This window comes from Citromicrobium bathyomarinum (genome assembly GCA_001306305.2).
Classification (GTDB): domain Bacteria; phylum Pseudomonadota; class Alphaproteobacteria; order Sphingomonadales; family Sphingomonadaceae; genus Alteriqipengyuania; species Alteriqipengyuania bathyomarina.
In genome coordinates, this window is sequence record CP155577.1 from 218,956 (window position 1) to 239,156 (window position 20,201).

The 20,201-nt window shown below is 65.5% G+C and carries 18 protein-coding genes and 1 tRNA gene; 3 read left to right on the top strand and 16 right to left on the bottom strand.

Going from position 1 to position 20,201, the window contains the following annotated elements:
- Window position 1: 1 nt before the first annotated feature.
- The gene (locus tag VO57_001075) at window positions 2-1,279 is read right to left on the bottom strand and encodes an aspartate kinase (protein XBL71369.1); all 1,278 of its coding nucleotides are present in this window, start codon (window positions 1,277-1,279) and stop codon (window positions 2-4) included.
- Between the two features lie 68 nt (window positions 1,280-1,347).
- Here VO57_001075 and ubiG point away from each other — a divergent pair, with 68 nt between their 5' ends.
- Window positions 1,348-2,076 carry a bifunctional 2-polyprenyl-6-hydroxyphenol methylase/3-demethylubiquinol 3-O-methyltransferase UbiG gene (gene ubiG / locus VO57_001080; GenBank protein ID XBL69961.1) on the top strand — a complete coding sequence of 243 codons (729 nt, stop codon included), beginning with the start codon at window positions 1,348-1,350 and terminating at the stop codon, window positions 2,074-2,076.
- On the opposite strand, the gene VO57_001085 is transcribed toward ubiG, so the two are convergent.
- The 9 genes from VO57_001085 to VO57_001125 all read right to left on the bottom strand — a co-directional run bounded on the left by VO57_001085 (window position 2,073) and on the right by VO57_001125 (window position 7,007).
- On the bottom strand, window positions 2,073-3,062 hold the full coding sequence (locus VO57_001085; protein ID XBL69962.1) for a glycerophosphodiester phosphodiesterase: 990 nt from the start codon (window positions 3,060-3,062) through the stop codon (window positions 2,073-2,075). The genes ubiG and VO57_001085 overlap by 4 nt on opposite strands.
- A 56-nt stretch (window positions 3,063-3,118) precedes the next feature.
- On the bottom strand, window positions 3,119-3,466 hold the full coding sequence (locus VO57_001090) for an arsenate reductase (GenBank protein XBL69963.1): 348 nt from the start codon (window positions 3,464-3,466) through the stop codon (window positions 3,119-3,121).
- Complete coding sequence (locus VO57_001095; GenBank protein ID XBL69964.1) at window positions 3,463-3,789, bottom strand: antibiotic biosynthesis monooxygenase; 327 nt, start codon at window positions 3,787-3,789, stop codon at window positions 3,463-3,465. Before VO57_001095 ends, VO57_001090 begins: the two co-directional genes overlap by 4 nt.
- Window positions 3,790-3,982: 193 nt before the next feature.
- Entirely contained in the window at window positions 3,983-4,363 is a 381-nt protein-coding gene (locus VO57_001100) for a hypothetical protein (GenBank protein ID XBL69965.1), read from the bottom strand.
- A 123-nt stretch (window positions 4,364-4,486) separates the two neighbouring features.
- Window positions 4,487-4,954, bottom strand: a complete 468-nt coding sequence (ruvC, locus tag VO57_001105) for a crossover junction endodeoxyribonuclease RuvC (GenBank protein XBL69966.1) — start codon at window positions 4,952-4,954, stop codon at window positions 4,487-4,489.
- 131 nt (window positions 4,955-5,085) lie between these two features.
- The gene (locus VO57_001110; protein XBL69967.1) at window positions 5,086-5,829 is read right to left on the bottom strand and encodes a YebC/PmpR family DNA-binding transcriptional regulator; all 744 of its coding nucleotides are present in this window, start codon (window positions 5,827-5,829) and stop codon (window positions 5,086-5,088) included.
- 128 nt (window positions 5,830-5,957) lie between these two features.
- Window positions 5,958-6,308, bottom strand: a complete 351-nt coding sequence (locus tag VO57_001115; protein ID XBL69968.1) for a heavy metal-binding domain-containing protein — start codon at window positions 6,306-6,308, stop codon at window positions 5,958-5,960.
- A gap of 68 nt (window positions 6,309-6,376) precedes the next feature.
- Entirely contained in the window at window positions 6,377-6,613 is a 237-nt protein-coding gene (locus VO57_001120; GenBank protein ID XBL69969.1) for a DUF2312 domain-containing protein, read from the bottom strand.
- An 82-nt stretch (window positions 6,614-6,695) separates the two neighbouring features.
- Window positions 6,696-7,007, bottom strand: a complete 312-nt coding sequence (locus tag VO57_001125; GenBank protein XBL69970.1) for a DUF1244 domain-containing protein — start codon at window positions 7,005-7,007, stop codon at window positions 6,696-6,698.
- Window positions 7,008-7,062: 55 nt separating this feature from the next.
- Between VO57_001125 and pyk the strand changes: the two genes are divergently transcribed.
- Both pyk and VO57_001135 read left to right on the top strand, forming a co-directional pair.
- Complete coding sequence (gene pyk / locus VO57_001130) at window positions 7,063-8,535, top strand: pyruvate kinase (GenBank protein XBL69971.1); 1,473 nt, start codon at window positions 7,063-7,065, stop codon at window positions 8,533-8,535.
- Window positions 8,536-8,644: 109 nt separating this feature from the next.
- Window positions 8,645-9,802 carry a GGDEF domain-containing protein gene (locus tag VO57_001135; protein ID XBL69972.1) on the top strand — a complete coding sequence of 386 codons (1,158 nt, stop codon included), beginning with the start codon at window positions 8,645-8,647 and terminating at the stop codon, window positions 9,800-9,802.
- An 18-nt stretch (window positions 9,803-9,820) separates the two neighbouring features.
- Here the strand turns inward: VO57_001135 and VO57_001140 are convergent, their stop codons facing one another.
- The 6 genes from VO57_001140 to VO57_001165 all read right to left on the bottom strand — a co-directional run bounded on the left by VO57_001140 (window position 9,821) and on the right by VO57_001165 (window position 20,194).
- Window positions 9,821-10,828 carry a histone deacetylase family protein gene (locus VO57_001140; protein ID XBL69973.1) on the bottom strand — a complete coding sequence of 336 codons (1,008 nt, stop codon included), beginning with the start codon at window positions 10,826-10,828 and terminating at the stop codon, window positions 9,821-9,823.
- A gap of 7 nt (window positions 10,829-10,835) precedes the next feature.
- A complete protein-coding gene (gene gltX, locus VO57_001145; protein XBL69974.1) occupies window positions 10,836-12,209 on the bottom strand; it encodes a glutamate--tRNA ligase in 1,374 nt (457 codons plus the stop codon).
- Between the two features lie 56 nt (window positions 12,210-12,265).
- Window positions 12,266-14,590 (bottom strand): EAL domain-containing protein, encoded by a 2,325-nt coding sequence (locus VO57_001150; protein ID XBL69975.1) that lies wholly within the window; start codon window positions 14,588-14,590, stop codon window positions 12,266-12,268.
- A 209-nt stretch (window positions 14,591-14,799) separates the two neighbouring features.
- Window positions 14,800-15,624, bottom strand: a complete 825-nt coding sequence (locus VO57_001155; protein ID XBL69976.1) for a hypothetical protein — start codon at window positions 15,622-15,624, stop codon at window positions 14,800-14,802.
- A 104-nt stretch (window positions 15,625-15,728) separates the two neighbouring features.
- Window positions 15,729-20,072, bottom strand: coding sequence for a DNA-directed RNA polymerase subunit beta' (rpoC, locus tag VO57_001160; protein ID XBL69977.1), 4,344 nt, complete (start codon window positions 20,070-20,072; stop codon window positions 15,729-15,731).
- Window positions 20,073-20,114: 42 nt separating this feature from the next.
- A tRNA-OTHER gene (locus tag VO57_001165) sits at window positions 20,115-20,194 on the bottom strand.
- Between the last annotated feature and the right edge of the window lie 7 nt (window positions 20,195-20,201).

Here is a 20,201-nt window from a genome sequence, read left to right on the forward strand (position 1 = left end):
CTCAGGCCGCGTCTTCCGCGTCGAGGCCGTAGGCCGTGTGCAGCACGCGCACCGCAAGCTCGGTCTCGTCCTCGTCGATCATCACCGAGACCTTGATCTCGCTCGTGGTGATCGCCTGGATGTTGATGCCCCTGTCGGCCAGCGCACGGAACATGTCGCTCGCGACCCCTGCGTGGCTCTTCATGCCCACGCCGACGACACTGATCTTGGCGATATGGCTGTCGGTGATGATCCGGTTGTAGCCGATCGCCTCGCGCTTGTCCTCCAGCAGGGCCTGCGCGCGGGCGAGGTCGGTCTGGGGAATCGTGAAGGTCACGTCGGTCTCACCCTTGTCGCGGCCCACGTTCTGGATGATCATGTCGACATTGATGCTGGCCTCGGCCAGCGGGCCGAAGATCTCCGCCACCGCGCCCGGCTTGTCGGGCACGCGGGTGAGGATGATCTTGGCTTCGTTCTTGTCGTGCGCGATGCCGGTGACGAGCTTGCGTTCCATTTTTCCCTCTTCGACCATCCGCTCCATTTCTTCCTCGGAGACGATCAGCGTGCCCGGCAGGTCGTCTGCCGGGGTCGCGCTGTCGTCCACGAAGCTGGAGAGCACCTGTATGCGTACGCCTTCCTTCATCGCGAGGCTGACAGAGCGGGTCTGCAGCACCTTCGCGCCGACGGAGGCGAGTTCGAGCATTTCCTCGTAGGTCACCGCCTTGAGCTTGCGCGCCTTGGCGACGATCCGCGGGTCGGTGGTGTAGACCCCGTCGACATCGGTGTAGATATCGCAGCGGTCCGCCTTGACCGCTGCCGCAACCGCGACCGCGCTGGTGTCCGACCCGCCCCGGCCGAGCGTGGTGACGCGCCCTTCCGCGCTCAGCCCCTGGAAGCCCGGGATCACCGCAATCGTGCCCTCGGCCATGCTGGCGAGCAGCGCATCGCTGTCGATCGCATCGACGCGCGCCTTGGCATGGGCCTCGATCGTGCGAATCGGGAGCTGCCAGCCGAGCCAGCTGCGCGCCTTCTGCCCCAGCGACTGGAGCGTCATCGCGAGCAGGCCGGAGGTGACCTGTTCCCCGCTCGCCACGACCACGTCGTATTCCGCCGGGTCGTAGAGGGCGTGCGCTTCCCGGGCGAAGTTGACCAGCCGGTCCGTCTCGCCCGCCATTGCGGAGACGACCACCGCAACCTCGTTCGCCGGCCCGCCGTCTTTGGGAGCCGCCTGCTTGCGCACGATCTGCGCCACGCGCCGAATGCGCTCGGTCCCCGCCATCGAGGTCCCGCCGAATTTCATCACGATCCGCGCCAAGGGCGAAGCCTTCCTCGCTGGTGCCACTTTCGGCGCGGTGTTAGGGAGCGGGGATGAGCGATGCAACAGCAACCATTCGCCCCGATGAAGCCGCCCATTTCGGCGCACTGGCAGCGGACTGGTGGGACCCGAAGGGCTCCTCCGCCATGCTCCACCGTTTGAACCCGGTGCGGCTGGGCTTCATTCGCGAGTCGATCGACCGCCACTGGGGCGGCGATATCGAGAGCGCTTCGCCGCTTGCGGGCAAGGCGGCGGTCGACGTCGGCTGCGGCGCGGGCCTGCTGTGCGAACCCTTGTCGCGCCTCGGCGCCGAGGTGACGGGTGTCGATGCCGCACCCGAGAATGCCGCCGCCGCCGCCGCCCATGCGGAAGCTGCCGGGCTCGACATCCGCTACATGGCGGGCGAGATCGGCACGCTGGACCTTGGCAGTTTCGACCTCGTCACCTGCATGGAGGTGATCGAGCATGTCGCGGACAAGCCCGCCTTCCTCGCTGCGCTCACCGCCAAACTTGCCGATGACGGCCTCCTCATCCTCTCCACCCCCAATCGCACCGCCGCCAGCCGCCTGCTGCTGGTCGGCGCGGCGGAGGCGGTCGGCGCGGTGCCGAGGGGCACGCACCACTGGGACGACTTCGTGACTCCCGATGAGCTGGCCGACCTGCTCGCCGATGCGGGCCTGACCGTCACCCAGACCCAAGGCATTGCCTGGCGTCCGGGCAAGGGCCTGCACCTGTCGGACGACATGAGCCTCAACTACATTCTGGCCGCGCGGCGCGCCTAGTCCGCCCGCACCAGCCCGGGATCGTCGGTGAAGTAGCCGTCGACTCCGGCGGCCTTGAGCAGTTTCACCAGCCCCCGGATGTCGCCGATCCCGTTTTCGCTCGCGTCCGATCGCAGCGATGCGGGCAGGAACACGTTTTCCTTTCGCACGGTCCACGGGTGAACCTTCAGCCCCGCCGCATGGGCATCGCGCACGAGGTCGGTCGGCGTGCCGTCGTCGTTCAGCACATGGCCCATCCACGGACCGATCCCGTCGGCATAGGTCGCCACTTCGGCGAGGCCGGTCGGCGTCATGATCCCCGCCCAGGTGATCCCCGGCTCGTCATAGGGGCCGCCTTCGGGGCGGATCAGCAGGATCAGCGGCGCGTCGATCATCTTGTCGAGCCGTTGCAGCGGCGCGATGTCGAACACTTGGACGAACACGTCCGAATCCGCGCCATCGAGTCCCTCTGCCTTGAGCTGCCGGACCAGCAGGTCGACCGTATCGATCCCGCTTTCCTGCAACAGCCAGGTGGGGTGCTTGAGCTCGGGATAGAGCCCGATCTTGCGGCCCGTTTCGGCTTCCTTCGCACGCTTGAGCGCGATGATGTCGGCAAAGGTCGGGATTGCGTAGAGCCCGTCGAAGCGCGCATTGGCCGGGCGCAGCGCGGGCATCCGCTCCTTCGCGCGCAGCGTCTGCAATTCGGCGAGCGTGAAGTCCTCCGCGAACCAGCCGTTGACCATCTGGCCTTCGATATTCTTGGTCCGGCGGCGGTCGGCGAACTCGGGATGGTCGGCGACATTGGTCGTCTCGCCGATCTCGTTCTCGTGCCGGGCGACCAGCACCAGATCCTTGGTCACCACCAGATCGGGCTCGATATAGTCCGCCCCCTGGTCGATCGCGCGTTCGTAGCTGGCGAGCGTATGCTCGGGCCGTTCGCCGCTCGCGCCGCGATGGGCGATGATCAGCGTGTCGCCATCGGCATTCACGGGGGTCAGGTCAGCCATGCCTTGCGCGCTCGCACAGGCGGGTGACAGGGCGATGGCCAGTGCCCCAAGCCATTTCAGCACAATTCATCCTTCCATTCCGGTTCCCTGAAGCCGACCAGCAGGCCGCCCTCATGTTCGAGTACGGGGCGTTTGATCAGGCTTGGATGTTGCACCATCAAGGCAATCGCCTTCTCTTGGCTGAGATCTGCCTTGTCGCCCTCGTCCAGCTTGCGAAACGTCGTGCCGCGCTTGTTGAGCAGCACTTCCCAGCCCGCGACATCGGCCCAGCCGCCGACCTCGTCGGCGCTCGGCGCGTCCTTCTTGAAGTCGCGGAAGCTGTGCTCGATGCCCTGCGCCTCCAGCCACTTCCTCGCCTTCTTGACCGTATCGCAATTGGGAATGCCGTTGAGCGTGGTGGTCATGCGTCCTCTTCGTCTGGCTCATCATGTTGGTAGTGGATCACCTGCGGGTCGAGGCAGGTGAACATCGTGTAGCGGGCATAGTAATGCTTCCTGCCCGCGCCCTGAACGCCGGCATGGTCCGGGTGGCAGCGCCACGCCTTGGCCGCCTCGCGCGTCGCCCATTCGGAGATCGTCACCGTCTCGCCATCATCGGCGGCGTAGGTCTTCACGGCGAGGAAGCCGGGCTGCTCGCGCGCGAGCGCCTCCATCGCATCGGCGTGTTCGGCATAGGCCGCCGCGTCGTAGCGGGCGCGTTTGCGGCTGCGGAAGACGACCAGGTACATCAGGCGATTCGCCCGCCAGCCGCCGCGCGCCTGACACATCTGACACACAGTCCAGAGACACAAAACGCCCCGCCGGGCAGGTGCCGTGGCGGAGCGTCTGGCAAGCGGTGGGCGTGGCTCGACATGCGCGCAGGTCTAGCGCGCCCGCCACGATTAGGACAGCGCCATGCGCCGCCCCGCCCGATGATTTTGCCTAGCCGAAGCGGAAATCGAGAATCCGGCCCGAGGAGCTGAATCCGCAGGTAAACTGGTCGCGCGACCGGTCGCGCACGTCGATCCGGCCCTGCACGGTAAAGACGCCGCGCTCGCGTTCCTCGGCATAGGTGATCTGGACCCGGCCATAGCGGCTTGCCTCGCGCCCGCAGGCGTTCACCGCCGCGCGCTCGAACTCACTGTTCTGGCGGTAGGAATAGCCGTAGCCGTCACCATACCCGTCGCCATAGCCGCCACCATAACCATCATTATAGCCGCCGCCCGGGCCGTAGCCGTCATCGTACCCGTAACCGGGGCCATAGGCGCAGCCGCCCAGCAGCAGGGTGCCGGCGAGCAGAGCGGGAATCATCAGTTTACGCATGGAATCTCTCCCCAAAATTGCGAGTCCACCATCCCCGCTGTTCGAATGGAGACTCTACGATCGGAGAAATCCTGTGTTCCCGCCGTGGCTTAGCAGCGCGAGGCTGAGCGGCGGGCATGGGGCCTAGGGCGCGTGGGCATCGGCGATGGCGACCGCCAGCGCATCCGCCGCGTCCGCCCCGGCGATCGTCACCCCGGGCAGCAGCACCTTGAGCATCGCCTGCACCTGGCGTTTCTCCGCCGCGCCGGTGCCGACCACCGACTTCTTGACGTAGCGCGCAGCATGTTCGCGCACGTCGAGCCCGTGCGCGCCGCACGCGGCCAGCACGCTGCCGCGCGCCTGCGCCAGCTTGAGCGTGGATTTGGGATTCTTGTTGAGGAAGATTTCCTCGCACGCCCCTCGCGCGGGCCGATACTGCTCGATCACCACCGCCAGCTCGCGCTGCAGCTGCGCCAGCCGCTCGGTCATCGGCGCTTTCGCATCGGTCGCGATCTGCCCGTTGGCGATGTGGGAGAGGCGCGAACCCTCGCTGCGGATCACGCCCCAGCCGGTGCAGGTGAGCGAGGGGTCGAGGCCGAGGATGATGGTCATTGTCTCGTCCCCAAGCCGTCATGCTGAACTCGTTTCAGCATCCCGTCCGCCACCCGCGCCGAAATCGAAGGTGGTAGGGCTGGACCCTGAAACAAGTTCAGGGTGACGCCCCCTCCACCAACAGTCGCAGCCTAGTCCAGCTTCTCCATCACCTCGTCGGAGATGTCGTAATTGCCCCAGACGGTCTGCACGTCGTCATCATCGTCGAGCGCGTCGATCAGCTTCAGGAGCGTGCCTGCGTTCTTCTCGTCCATGTCGACGGTCAGGTTGGGCTTCCACGCGAGCTTGACGGTCTCCGCCGAACCGAGCGATTTTTCGAGGTTTTCGGCCACTGCGTGCAGATCGTCCGGCGCGGTCCAGATCTCGTGGCCGTCGTCGCTCGACGCGATGTCTTCCGCGCCCGCTTCCAGCGCGGCTTCCAGCACCTTTTCCTCGTCGCCCGCATCGGCGGGATAGACGATCAGGCCGAGCCGTTCGAACCCATGCGCGACCGAGCCTTCGGTGCCGAGGTTGCCGCCGTTCTTGGAAAACGCGGTGCGGATATTGGTTGCGGTGCGGTTGCGGTTGTCGGTCAGCGCCTCGACGATGATCGCGCTGCCGCCGGGGCCGTAGCCTTCGTAGCGCACTTCCTCGTAGTTATCGCCGTCGTTGGCGGAGGCCTTGTCGATCGCGCGCTGGATATTGTCCTTCGGCATGGACTGCGCCTTGGCCGCGTTGACCGCGAGCCGCAGGCGCGGGTTCATGTCCGGATCGGGCATGCCCATCTTCGCCGCGACGGTGATCTCGCGGGAAAGCTTGGAAAACAGGTTGGACCGTTTCTTGTCCTGCGCACCCTTGCGGTGCATGATGTTCTTGAATTTGGAATGGCCTGCCATGGGAACCTGCAAAAAGTGATGCTTTTTAGGGACCCCGGACTGGAGCCCCGTCAGACAGTCGGCACTAGCGAAGGTCGGCGCGAACGACAACGCCGTGTCGCCTGCGCGTTTCGATTGGACTGTGCGAACTAGATCCGCACCGCCGTACCGCTGGCGCTCACCATCAGCATCGAGCCGGTATCGCCGATTACCTCGTAATCGAGATCGACGCCGACCACCGCGTTTGCACCCAGCTTCTGCGCCTCGGCCTGCATTTCCTGAATCGCGTCGTGGCGCGCTTCTTTCAGCACCTTTTCATAGGAGCCTGCGCGCCCGCCCACGATGTCGCGAATCCCGGCGAAGAGGTCGCGGAACATGTTCGCGCCGATGATCGCCTCGCCGGTCACGATGCCGAGGTAATCCTGCACCGGACGCCCCTCGACGGTGGGCGTGGTGGTGACGATGATGCCGGTTTCGGCGGTTCTCCACGGGCTGGCCATTCGCGCATTCTCCTTCTCATCGCAGGATAGCGGAAGCGATTTTGCGGGGCCAGCCCCGGGAGGCGCGATCAGCCCATGCCGAGCGCGGCCTTGTAGGTGTCGAGGATCATTTCCTGCTCGCTGCGGTCGTCGGGCTTCATCTTCCGCAGGCGCACGATCTGGCGCATGATCTTGGGGTCGTAACCGACCGCCTTGGCTTCGGCATAGACGTCGCGGATATCGTCGGCGATGCCCTTCTTCTCTTCTTCGAGGCGTTCGATGCGCTCGATCAGCAGGCGCAGGCGGTCGTCGGTGGTCTCGGCCATTTGGGGGTAATCTCCGGTAAGGGGTAGAATCGGTTGGCCGCTGGGTAGCCAGCAGGCGCCGGATCGTGAACCCGGCGCGTGCCTAATCCACGCGATTCTTCTTGAGGCTCGCCTCCATCCGGTCGAGCTGCTCCTGCGTGGCGGGGGTCTGGCGGGTCGCCTTCCACTCGTCCTGAGGCATCCCGTGGATCAGCTCGCGGGCCTGCGCCTTGTCGCCGTCATAGCCCGCATCGCGAATCCAGTCGGCCAGGCAATTGCGGCAGAAGCCGGACAGGCCCATCAGATCGATGTTCTGCGCATCGTGGCGATGGCGCAGGTGGCGCACCAGCCGCCGGAACGCGGCGGCGGCGACCGCATCGTCCAGCTGGTCGAGGGGATCGGGTGATTGCGCCATGGCGGGGCTCCTTTGGCTCTTGTCTTGCAACATTCCCCTGCCATAGCCGTGGGCCATGCCCAAGCCCGATCCCCAGCTCAGCCCCCGAAGCCGCAAGGTCAAGATCCTCGCCACCGTCGGCCCCGCCAGCAGCGATCCGGAGATGCTGCGCCGCCTGTTCCGCGCCGGCGTCGATGCGTTCCGCGTTAACATGAGCCATGGCGAGCAGGCGACTCACGCCAAGACCATCGCCGCGATCCGCGCGCTGGAGAAGGAATTCGACCGCCCGATCGCGATCCTCGCCGACCTTCAGGGGCCCAAACTGCGCGTGGGCACCTTCAAGGACGGCAAGGCGGTGATTCGCCATTCGGGGCACTTCACGCTTGATCGCGACCCTACGCCGGGCGACGAAACCCGCGTCCACCTGCCCCACCCCGAGCTGTTCGGCATCCTCGAAAAAGGCCAGCGGCTGCTGATCAATGACGGCAAGATCCGCCTGAAGGTGATCCGCGCGGACGAGGACGCGATCCTGTGCTCGGCAGAAGTCGGCGGAGTCATCTCCGACCGCAAGGGCGTCAACGTGCCCGATGCCGAGGTGCCGATCCCCGCGCTGACCGACAAGGACCGCAAGGATCTGGCCTTCGCCTGCCAGCAGGGCGCGGACTGGATCGCGCTCTCCTTCGTGCAGCGGCCCGAAGATGTGGCCGAAGCGCGCAAGCTGATGACCGCGACCGACGGGATGATGCCCGCGCTGTGCGCCAAGATCGAAAAGCCGAGCGCAGTGCGCCGCCTGTCCGAAATCGTCGACCTTTCAGACGGGATCATGGTCGCGCGCGGGGATCTGGGCGTGGAGCTGGACCCGGAAGACGTGCCCCCGCTGCAGAAGCGGATCGTCGACATGACGCGGCAGGCGGGCAAGCCGGTGATCGTCGCCACCCAGATGCTCGAATCGATGATCGAGAGCCCTGCGCCGACGCGCGCCGAAGTCTCCGACGTCGCCAATGCGGTGTACGACGGCGCGGATGCGGTGATGCTCAGCGCCGAGACTGCGGCGGGCGAATGGCCCGAGGAAACCGTCGCGATCATGGACCGGATCGTGACCAAGGTGGAGCAGGACGAGGGCTATCGCGCGCGGATGAAGTTCCTCGAAACGAAGGCCGATCCGACCACCGCCGACGCGCTCAGCCATGCATGCTCGACCATTGCCGAGACGGTCAGCGTGGCGGCGATCACGGTGTTCACCTTCTCCGGATCGACCGCGCGGCGCGTTGCGCGCGAGCGGCCTTCTGTGCCGATGCTGGTACTGACCCCGCAGAAACGGGTCGCCCGGCGGGTCGCGCTGCTATGGGGCGCGCACGCGGTGGTGACGCGCGACATCCTCAGCTTCGAAGAAATGATCGGCAAGGGCAAGCGGATGGCGCTGCGCCACGGCTTCGGCAAGGCGGGCAACAAGCTGATCGTGCTGGCGGGGGTGCCCTTCGGCACCCCGGGCAGCACCAACCTGCTGCACGTCGTCTCGCTCAGCGGGGACGAACTGAAGGGGCGGTGAGTTACGTCGGCGTCAGGGTCAACAGACGCAAGCGCCCAAGCGCCGGTCTCTCCATAAGAAAACCTTTATCCTATCGCTGTAGACCCGCCCCCATGCGGAGAAGGCGACAGTGGCGATAGCGATAGACCTGCATCTGACGATCCTGGGGGTGATCGTAGGATTGATCCTCGTGTCATTGCTCGTCCACCTTGCCTTGCGTCGTGGCTCCGCGCTCGGGTGGATGGCAGCGGCACTGCTGTGCGTATCGGTCGAGCTGCTGATCTTGCGTTACGGGGCGCATTCGCGAGTGGGCGTCGCAGCCATCGCCGTGCTGGTCCCCGCGATCTATTTCTTCGCCGCGCAGGCGATCCGCGAGGTGACCGGGCTTGGCCTCACGAGCCTTCGGGTCACCGGCATCGCCGCGGGTCTGATTGCGCTGTCACTCGTGCTTCTGACCATGCCGGTGCCCCCCACGGTGCAATACGTCCCTTTCCAGCTGGCGAGCATATTCCTCTTTCTGGACGGCACGCTCGCGCTTGCCCGAAAGCGCAACCGGGATGCGTTCGAAAACGGCCTGGTGGCGCTCGGGTTTCTCGTCATTACAGGCGTAATCCTGCGCGTGCCGATGTTTCCGGCCCTGCTGGACGAGCCCACCCCCTGGGCAGTGTTCGACGCTGCCCTGTTCGAGCGCGTCTACATTCAGTGCATGGGGGTGCTCAACGCGAGCCTCGCCCTGCTCATCGTCGCGCGGATCGTGGCAAAGGTGATCGTTGGATATCGTCACAGCTCCGAGCGCGACGGACTGACCGAACTGCTCAATCGCAGGGCTTTCGACGCACTGGTCGGCAGGCCCGCCACGGCCCCGGGCGCGATCATCATGTGCGACATCGACCGGTTCAAGCAGATCAACGACCGCTTCGGCCATCATGTCGGCGACGAGGTGATCCGATCCTTCGCCTGCATGCTAAGCGAGCACGGGCATCATGCAGGCCGCGTGGGTGGCGAGGAATTCGCGCTGCTGCTGCTCGATACCGGCCTCGACGAGGCGGCGGCGCAGGCAGAGCGGATCCGCAGCGCGTTCGACAGCCTGTACCATCCGGCGATCGGCCCCGACGTGCAGCTGAGCGCAAGTTTCGGAGTCGCCGCGTTCGAGCCCGGCAGCTCCGTTCGTGCAGCCATGCGCAGCGCCGACCGCGCGCTGTACACTGCCAAGCACACCGGCCGGAACCGCGTGACGGTCGCCCGCGAAGAAGACGCCTTGCCCGCACCGCTCCTCTCCGCAGCCTGAGGGCTCGGCGGGAAGGTTCTAGCCCCAGCCGCCCACAAACGCCGCGACGTTGCCGCCCAGCGCGTCGACCGCGTAACCGCCTTCCATCACCACCAGCGTCGGCAGGCCGAGCGTGGCGATCATCTCGCCCATCGTGGCGTAATCCTCTCGCCTTAGCCTGAAATGCGAGATCGGGTCTTCGGCGAAGGTATCCGCGCCGTAGGAGACGATCAGCAGGTCCGCACCATGCGCGCGCACCGTATCCAGCGCCGTCTCGAGCGCGGGCGCATAGCCCGCCCAGTCGGGGCCCTGCGGCAGTGGCAGATTGAGCGTCGCGCCCTCGCCCTGCCCGCTCCCGCGCTCGTCGGCATGGCCCCAATAGAAGGGAAAATCGGTCTTCGGATCGGCGTGGATCGAAGCGAACAACACCTCGCCATCATCGTAGAAGATGTCCTGCGTGCCGTTGCCGTGGTGGTAGTCGACATCGAGGATCGCGATCCGGCGCACCCCACGCGCCTGCGCTGCGCGCGCGGCGATGGCGGCGTTGTTGAGGTAGCAATAGCCGCCCATGTAATCCGCCCCGCAATGGTGCCCGGGCGGGCGACACAGCGCGAGGGCAGCGTTGTCTCCGCCCAGTACGGCATCGAGCGCGGTCAGCGCGCTTTGCGCTCCGCCATAGGCCGCTGCCCACGTTCCGGCGGCGACCGGCGTCGAGGCGTCCATTGCATAGGCCCCGATCTTTGCATCGATCCGGTCGAGCGCGAGCGCGCGGCGTGCGACCACCGGGAAGACGTAGCCCATCGCATCGCCCTCACGTCCGGCGGCGAGCCACAGGTCGTGCGCCTCGCGCAGAAAGGCCACATAGGCGGGGTCGTGGACCGCGAGGATCGGCTCGATCCCGAAGTCGCGTGCGGGCTCCCCCGGGCCGAGCGCGTCGAGCAGCGCGGCGAAGCGCGCCGGGCTTTCGGCGTAGTCCATCCATCCGCCATTATGCAGTTCGCGGATGGGCGCGTGGTGGGCCTGTGCGGGGTCGGAGAAGTGCCGCATTGGAAGCCTAGCCAGCCGCCCGCTCCAGCCGGGCGCGCGCTTGCGTCTCGCCGATCAGCGGCAGCAGTTCGCCCATGTCGGGGCCGTGGTCCATGCCGGTCAGCGCCTGACGCAGCGGCAGGAACAGCGGCTTGCCCTTGCGCCCGGTGCGCTCTTTCAGCGTGGAGGTCAGCGCGCCCCACGGATTGTCGCCCCATGTCAGCGCATCCGCCGCGTCGGCCAGAAACGCGCGGTCTTCGTCGGAGAATGCGGGCTGCTCGATCGGCCCGGTGACCAGCCGCCAAAGCTCGGCCGCCTCGCCGACATGCGACAGGTTGGGCCGGATAGCGTGCCAGCCCGCCTCGTCGATTCCCCCGGGCAGGCGATCCTGCACCTGCGCATAATCCATCTGGTGGACGATCGCCGCGTTGAGCCGCTCCAGCTCCGCCTCGTCGAACTTGGCCGGCGCGCGGCCGAAGCTCTCCAGATCGAAGCCTTCGATCAGCGTCGCACGGTCGGCGATCGGCTCGACCGGCTGACTGGTGCCCAGCCGCGCCAGCAGCGAAAGGATCGCCTCCGGCTCGATCCCCTGCTCGCGCAATGCCTCGCACGACAGCGAGCCGAGGCGCTTGGACAGCTTGCCTTCCTTGCCGACCAGCAGCGCGGTGTGGCCGAAGCGCGGGAAGCTGTCGATCACATCGCAGTGATCGGGCCCGACCCCGGCCGCATGCAGCGCGGTGAACATCTGCACCTGGACGGCAGTGTTGGACACATGGTCCTCCCCGCGCAGCACGTCGGTCACGCCCATGTCCATGTCGTCGATCACGCTTGGCAGCATGTAGAGCCAGCTGCCGTCGGCGCGGCGGATAACCGGATCGGAACGCTGCGCGGGATCGAATTTCTGCGGGCCGCGCACGCCGTCTTCCCACGCAATCAGTTCGTCATGGTCGAGCTTGAAGCGCCAGTGCGGGGCGATGCCTTCGGCTTCCTTCGCGGCGCGCTCGTCCTCGCTCATCGAGAGCGCCGCGCGGTCGTAGATCGGGGGCAGGCCGCGCCCCAGCGCGATCTTGCGCTTAAGCTCCAGCTCCTGCGCGGTCTCGTAGGCGGGATATACCCGGCCTGCGTCCTTCAGCTTGGCAAAGGCGTCTTCATACAGGTCGAGCCGCTGCGACTGGCGGAACTCGGCATCGGGTTCCAGTCCCAGCCAGGCGAGGTCTTCGCGGATCGCGGTGACATATTCCTCGCGGCTTCGCTCTGCATCGGTATCGTCGATCCGAAGCAGGAACTTGCCCGGCCCTTCATCGTCGCCCTTCCGGGCGAGCAGCCAGTTGTGAAGCGCAGTGCGCAGGTTGCCGACGTGGAGGCGGCCCGTGGGTGAAGGCGCGAAGCGGGTGACGATCATGGCAAGCAGCGCTACTCGCGCGCTCGCACGCCTTCAAGCGTGTGTCGCTGCGCGGGCTAGGCCACCTGGCAGCGGATCGGGTGGACGTTGGAGGCGATTTGCTCCTGCGCGGGCCGGTGATCGGGCTGAGTATCTAGCGGCGCAGCGGAGGGTCGGGCCGCCAGCTCGCTCTCCATCGGGCGCGAGATGTAATAGCCCTGCGCCTCCTGGCAGCCGTGCCGTTTCAGCCAGTCGTACTGCTCCTTCGTCTCGACGCCCTCGGCAGTGGTTTCCATGCCCAGCGCCCGGGCGAGCATGATGACGTTGCGGACGATCGCCTGGCAATCGGCGCGCTCCAGCATTTCCGAGACGAAGCATCGGTCGATCTTGATCTTGTCGAAGGGGAAGGCGCGCAGGTAGTTGAGCGAGGAATAGCCCGTCCCGAAATCGTCGAGCGCGATCCGCACGCCCAGATCGCGCAGGCGATGGAGCAGTTCCACATTGCTCTCGCTGTCGTGCATCAGCGCGCTCTCGGTGATCTCGATCTCGACCCTCTGCGGGTCAATCTGCGCTTCGACGATGGCGTTGGTCAGCACGGTGACGAGGTTCGGATTGCACATCTGCACTGGCGAGAGGTTGATCGCGATCCGGTGCGGCTCGTCCCAGCTGGCCGCTTCCTCGATCGCCTGGCGGATGATCCATTCGCCCAGCGGGATGATCAGCCCGGTCTCTTCTGCGATATCGATGAACTCGCCCGGCAGGATCCGCCCACGCACGGGATGTTCCCACCGAACAAGCGTTTCCTTGCCGGTCCACTTGCCGGTCTTGAGACACACCTGCGGCTGGTAGACGAGCGTGAACTGCCCTTCCGTGATCGCGGTGCGCAGGTCGAGCTCCAGATTGCGGCGGGCGTGTTCGTTGTGATTGAGCGAGGGGTCGTAATCGGCGAAGGTCGATCGGCCGGCGCGCTTTGCGGCATACAGTGCAAGGTCGGCCTGGCGCATCAGCTCTTCGCCGTCGATGCTGTCATCCTCGCTGTAGCCGACCCCGACCGAGGCGGACACGCGCACCGTCTGCCCATCGATATTGAACGGCTGCGCCATCGCTTCCACGATCCGCTCCGCACACTGGTGGACCGCTTCGAGATTGCGCACCCGGGTCAGCAGGACCGCGAATTCGTCGCCTCCCAGCCGCGCGGCGAGATCGTGTTCGCGGATCACGCCGAGAATCCGGCGCGCAGCCGCGCGGACCAGCCCGTCGCCGACATGATGGCCGAGCGTGTCGTTGACCGACTTGAAGTGGTCGAGGTCGATATAGAGCAGCGCGATCCGCCGCCGCCTGCCGGTTCCGGCAAGCATTTCGTTCAGGCTTTCGTTGAACAGATGGCGGTTGGCGAGCTCGGTCAGCTGGTCGTAACGTGCCATCCGCGCGACCCGCTGTTCGGTCTGGCGGCTCTCGGTCACATCGCGCAGCACACCGCGCACGGAGCCGTCGCTGGCCGGATTGCCGGAGATGGTCCACCAGCGCTTTTCTGTGCCCACGGTGATTTCCAGTGCAAGATCGCGGAACCGCACCCGGTCGAGCAGCAGCGTCGCCAGCCTCTCTCGCGCCGGGCCGGCATCGAACAGGCCGACCAGCTCGCGCCCTTCGAGAAAGTCGCGGTCGACCCCGGCGGCATGGCCGAAGCGTTCGCATACGTTCATCAGGCAATTGCCCTCGTCGACCTCCCACAGCCAGTCGGACGAGGACTCCTCGTATTCGTGGAGCAGCAGCTTGACCGTTTCGGCGGTCCGTCGCTGGTCGAACTGTTCGCGGCAGGACTGTTCGAACTGGCGCCCCTGCCGCCGGGTCGAACGGATCAGCGCGTAGCCGAACGCGAGCGCGAGCATGAGCGAGGGCCAGGAAAATTCGTCTCTCATGGTGAAGGACAGCACTGCTGCCGCCAGCATCGCCCCGCCCAGATAACTGGTCAGCGGCGCAGGCATCGAGCGGTAGGCGATCACCGAGGATGCCAGCAGTCCCGCGGTCAGGACCGCGAAGAACACCGGATGCGCATTGAACAGGGTGGGGAAGAACACCACCGCGCCCAGCACCCAGAACGCGGTTTCGGTGTTTGCGGCAATCTGCAGTTCACGGTGGAACTTGCGAAGGTGCGTGACATCGATCGTGTCGGGATAGAAATCCAGCGAGAGACGCCATTGGCGGAAATTGCAAAAGGCAATCGTTGCCGCCCATGGCAAGCCGTAGGTGGCGGCAGGATGGCCCCACAGCGCGACCACGCAGGCCAGCGCCGCGAAGGAATGAAGCGCGCACAGCGATGGCAGATGGGAGGTCAGTTCGCGCAGTCGCCAGGCGAGCAGAAGATTGCGCTCCCCCAGAATCGCCATCTGTTTATCGATCACACAGCGTCCCTCCTCGAGGGAAACGACTAGCCAGCAAGTCTTAAAGGACCATCAAACAGACTGTCCCGTTTTTGAAACAAAAGTGCTGGTTGACGACATTTTTTCTGCAGTGAATTGAACCATGGGTCGAATGACCGCTCCCAGGTTCAGCGCGCAACGGGTCGGCGCCTCGTTCGGCGAGCGTCAGCCCGCTCGCCGTCGCCGAACCTTTACTGACCGAACAGCGTCAGGCTGCGCCCATGGCCGGACAGGCGCACCCCGTTGTGCGGCGTACGCTCGATCCGGTCGGCGGCGCGGATCGCGTCCATCACCTCGGCCAGACGCGGCGGAGGCGCAATCTTGCAGACAGGCGCAGCCGGGTCGGGGCGGGTGTCGCCCGCGATCACTTCGAAGCGCGCGCCGGAGATGCGGTAGGCCACGTGCGCCCCGGCGCAGCGCGGGGTCCACCAGATTTCATGCTCGTCGGCGCTCAGCGCGATGCCGTAGGGTTCATCGAAGTCCTCGCCATCGATCCCGGCCACCCGCCACTCCCCTGCGAGCGTCGTTGGCGCGGCAGGGATTGCGGGGTGGAGCGCGATGCTCGCCCCCGCCCGTGACAGCATTACCGAACCGTCTGCAGCTTGTGCCACGCTCCACCGGCCTTGGAGCGCATCGAGCACGCGCGGCAGATCCTGCGGGTAACCGATCTCGCAGACGACCTGCTCGCCATCTGGTTCGGGCCGGGAGAATTCGATTCCGCTGCCCGCTGCGCGATATGAGATCGACTGGCCCGCGCAGTCCGGTTCCCACACCAGCGAATCGCCTCGGCCGGTCAGGGCGATCGGATGGGGCAAGGCCCTGCCATCGATCCTTGCAATCACCCACTTGCCGGAAAGGTCGGGCAAGAGCGCGGCATCCGGCGCGCCATTCGCCGCCGCCGCAGCGCGGGCCCCATCCTCTCCGGCCTGCCCGGAGGGGCCGACGCAGCCACTCACCACCAGCATCGCGGCCAGAAGGGCGGACGAACCGGCAAGGCTGACGGGTGTGGTGCGCATGGTCTGTATCCTGTGTGCCGCGGGAACGCATTCCGGCGTGAAAAAGGCCCCGGAAGATCGCTCTTCCGGGGCCCCTTTCTCTTCGCCGTGGCGTGAACCTGCGCTTACTCTTCGGCAGCGCCCGCTTCATCTTCGCCGGTCTGCAGGTATTCGCCCGCATCAGCGTCGGTGCCGTGGGTCGCGCCTTCCATCTTGGCGAGCGGATCGTCTCCGGTCGCCGCTTCCGGACCCTGCGCCAGTTCGGCCTTGCGCTCTTCTTCCGCGGTTTCGGCGGCGAGGATCGCTTCCTGAGCCTTCTTCCACGAAGCCTTGAGCGCGGCGTCGCGGCTCGACGCGGTGACCCGCATCCGGTTCATGGTCGCGCCCGTGCCCGCCGGGATGAGGCGGCCCACGATGACGTTTTCCTTGAGCCCGATCAGCGAGTCGCGCTTGCCCTCGACCGAAGCCTGGGTGAGCACGCGGGTCGTCTCCTGGAACGACGCGGCCGAGATGAACGAACGCGTCTGGAGCGAGGCCTTGGTGATCCCGAGCAGAACCGGCTTGCCCTGTGCGGGCGTCTTGTTCCGGCCAAGCTTCGAGTTGACCTCGTTCATTTCCTCCAGATCGACCTGTTCGCCCGGCAGCAGCACGGTGTCGCCGCCATCGGTGATCTCGACCTTCTGCAGCATCTGACGAACGATCGTCTCGATGTGCTTGTCGTTGATCTTCACGCCCTGCAGTCGGTAGACTTCCTGGATCTCGTTCACGAGATACTCAGCCAGCGCTTCCACGCCCAGCACGTCGAGGATGTCGTGCGGGTTGGGCGAGCCCGAGATCAGGGTGTCGCCCTTCTTCACGAAGTCGCCTTCCTGAACGTCGATGACCTTGGTCTTGGGGACCAGGTACTCGACGGCTTCACCCTCCTCCGGAACGATCGCGATCTTGCGCTTCGCCTTGTATTCGCGGACGAATTCGATCCGTCCGGAAATCTTGGCGATAATCGCGTTGTCCTTCGGAATACGCGCTTCGAACAGCTCGGCAACACGCGGCAGACCGCCGGTGATGTCGCGCGTCTTGGCGGCTTCGCGGCTGGCACGGGCAAGGATGTCGCCCGCTTCGACCTCTTGGCCATCCTCGACCGAAAGCGTGGTGCCCGGCGCCAGCATGTAGCGCGCAGCCTCGTTTTCCTCGTCGGTGCTGCCTTCGTTGAAGAGGGTGAGACGCGGACGCAGCTCTTCCTTCTTCTTGCGCCCTGTCGCCCGGTTCTCGGTCACGACGCGCTGGGCAATGCCGGTGGCATCGTCGACGCGCTCTTCCAGGGTCGAGCCTTCGACCAGATCGAGGAACTTCACCACACCCGACTGCTCGGTGATGATCGGCAGCGAGAACGGATCCCACTCTGCCAGACGATCGCCTTCGGAGACCTTCTCGCCATCCTTGTGCATCAGCACGGTACCATAGGGCACCTTGTGGATCTCGCGCTCGCGGCCTTCCTTGTCGATCACTGCCAGTTCGCCATTGCGGGCGAGCGACAGGATACGGCCCTTCTTGTCGGTGATCGTCGGCATGTCGCGATAGACGACCTTACCGTCGGACACCGAGTCGAGGTGGCTGGTTTCGTTCAGCTGCGCCGCACCGCCGATGTGGAAGGTACGCATGGTCAGCTGCGTGCCCGGCTCACCGATCGATTGCGCCGCGATGACGCCGACCGCTTCGCCGATGTTCACCGGCGTACCACGGGCGAGGTCACGCCCGTAGCAGGTGGCGCACACGCCCTGGTCGGCTTCGCAGACCAGCGGCGAGCGGATCTTGGCGACCTGCACTTCGGCCTCTTCGATCGCCTTCACCATCGGCTCGTCGAGCAGAGTGCCCGCCTTCGCGATGACTTCGCCGGTGGCAGCGTTCACCGCGTCCTCGGCCAGGGTCCGGCCCAGGATACGTTCTGCCAGCGATGCGATCACCGAACCGCCCTGGACGATGGCGCGCATGTCCAGGCTGTTGTTGGTCTTACAATCCTCGACCACGATCGTGCAGTCCTGCGACACGTCGACCAGACGACGCGTGAGGTAGCCCGAGTTGGCGGTCTTCAACGCGGTATCCGCAAGGCCCTTACGAGCCCCGTGGGTCGAGTTGAAGTATTCGAGGACGGTCAGACCTTCCTTGAAGTTCGAGATGATCGGCGTTTCGATGATCTCGCCCGAAGGCTTGGCCATCAGGCCGCGCATACCCGCGAGCTGCTTCATCTGCGCCGGCGAACCACGCGCACCGGAGTGGCTCATCATGTAGATCGAGTTGATCTGCGCTTCCTTGCCGTCACTGTCGATCGGCCGCGACTTGATCTTGTCCATCATGGCGTCCGCCACCTGGTCGCCGCAACGGCTCCAGGCGTCGATCACCTTGTTGTACTTTTCCTGCTGCGTGATCAGGCCGTCCTGATACTGCTGCTCGTAATCCGCGACGAGGGACTTGGTCTGTTCGACCATGCCTTCCTTCGATTCGGGGATTTCCATGTCGTCCTTGCCGAAGGAGATGCCGGCCTTGAACGCGTAGCGGAAGCCGAGCGTCATGATCGCGTCGGCGAACAGCACCGTGTCCTTCTGGCCGGTGTGGCGGTACACCTCGTCGATCACGTCGCCGATGTCCTTCTTGGTCAGAAGGCGGTTCACGATGTCGTAGGGCACCTTGTGGTTCTTCGGCAGGCACTCGCCGATCAGCATGCGGCCCGGGGTCGTGACGAAGCGCTTCATCTCGACCTTGCCGTTCTCGTCCGTTTGCGGGACGCGGGTGATGATCTTGGAGTGCAGCGTCACCGCATTGGTTTCGAGCGCGTAGTGAATTTCGCTCATGTCGGCGAAGCGCTGCAGCTTCTCGATCTTGTCGTCGCCGTCCTCGATGAACTCGGGCGTCTTCTCCTGCCGTTCCATCGACAGGTAGTAGATCCCCAGCACCATGTCCTGCGAAGGCACGATGATCGGCTTGCCGTTGGCGGGCGAGAGGATGTTGTTGGTCGACATCATCAGCACGCGCGCTTCGAGCTGGGCTTCGAGGCTCAGCGGCACGTGGACGGCCATCTGGTCACCGTCGAAGTCGGCGTTGAAGGCCGAACAGACGAGCGGGTGCAGCTGGATCGCCTTGCCTTCGATCAGCACGGGCTCGAACGCCTGGATGCCCAGACGGTGCAGCGTCGGCGCGCGGTTCAGGAGAACCGGGTGCTCGCGGATCACCTCGTCGAGGATGTCCCACACTTCCTTGCGCTCGCGCTCGACCCACTTCTTGGCCTGCTTGAGCGTCATGGAAAGGCCCTTGGCGTCGAGCCGGGCGTAGATGAACGGCTTGAACAGTTCGAGCGCCATCTTCTTGGGCAGGCCGCACTGGTGCAGCTTCAGCTCCGGACCGGTCACGATGACCGAACGGCCCGAATAGTCGACGCGCTTGCCCAGAAGGTTCTGGCGGAAGCGGCCCTGCTTGCCCTTGAGCATGTCGGACAGCGACTTGAGTGGACGCTTGTTGGCACCCGTGATCACGCGGCCGCGACGGCCATTGTCGAACAGCGCGTCGACCGATTCCTGCAGCATGCGCTTTTCGTTGCGCACGATGATGTCCGGCGCGCGCAGCTCGATCAGGCGCTTCAAGCGGTTGTTACGGTTGATGACGCGGCGATAGAGGTCGTTGAGGTCGGACGTCGCGAAACGGCCGCCATCCAGCGGCACCAGCGGGCGCAGCTCGGGCGGGATCACGGGGACGACTTCGAGGATCATCCATTCGGGGCGGTTGCCCGATTCGATGAAGCTCTCGACGACCTTGAGGCGCTTGATGATCTTGGCGGGCTTGAGCTTGGACTTGGTGGTCTCCAGCTCTTCCAGCAGGTCGGCCTTTTCCTGTTCGAGGTCGAGGTCCATCAGCAGGTGCTTGACGGCTTCCGCGCCGATCCCGGCGGTGAAGGCGTCTTCGCCGTACTCATCCTGCGCTTCGAGCAGCTCGTCTTCGGTCATCAGCTGGTAGCGTTCCAGCGGGGTGATGCCCGGCTCGGTGACGATGTAGTTTTCGAAGTAGAGAACCCGCTCGAGCACCTTGAGCTGCATGTCGAGCAGCAGGCCGATGCGCGAGGGCAGCGACTTGAGGAACCAGATGTGCGCGACCGGCGCGGCCAGTTCGATGTGGCCCATCCGCTCGCGGCGGACCTTGGTCACGGTGACTTCGACGCCGCACTTTTCGCAGACGACGCCCTTGTACTTCATGCGCTTGTACTTGCCGCACAGGCACTCGTAGTCCTTCACCGGGCCGAAGATGCGCGCGCAGAACAAGCCGTCACGCTCGGGCTTGAACGTGCGGTAGTTGATCGTCTCGGGCTTCTTGATCTCGCCGAAGGACCACGAGCGGATGCGCTCGGGGCTGGCGATGCCGATCTGGATCTCGTCGAAGGTTTCGGGCTTCGCGAGCTGGTTGGTGAATTTGGTCAGTTCGTTCATTTCTCAATCCCTCTTGGGGGTGAAATCCGTATCTCGATCAGTTGCCGGTGGCTGGGAGTTGAACCCGCACCCCGTCACCGGGGACCACTTGAGTGGTGCGTCTACCGTTCCGCCACACCGGCCTGATCT